The 365-nt window shown below is 34.0% G+C and carries 1 pseudogene; it reads right to left on the reverse strand.

The annotated features are described in order from the left end of the window. Positions 1-365 (reverse strand): annotated as a pseudogene (locus HMPREF3050_RS11415) (hypothetical protein); the annotation flags it as partial.

Genomic DNA, 365 nt, shown 5'->3' on the forward strand with positions numbered 1-365 from the left:
TTTCATCGGCAATAAAGATTGCTGTCCTAAAACCATTCCATCCTGTACAGGCAAAAGTTTTTCTATTCTTCAAAATTCTGCGATTATCTGCCAAAATCTTTTTTTCCAATTCTATTTGTTCTAAACGTTCTACTTTATGTTGATATAAATACTCACATTCGGGGTTATCTTTGTAGCGTAATTCCCGGTAAATTGCTTCAGGATTTTGCATGAAATATAGTCCGCAAGAACCTTCTTGATAGTTCACTAAATATTTATTTTGGTAACAATCACTGCTCACGGAAAGGTTTTTTATCTCTTCTCCCATCCCCGTTATTCGCCAATACTCAATTAACCCAAATATCAATATAAAGAAACCAAACCAT

Source organism: Neisseria sp. HMSC065D04, assembly GCF_001815675.1.
Lineage (GTDB): Bacteria > Pseudomonadota > Gammaproteobacteria > Burkholderiales > Neisseriaceae > Neisseria.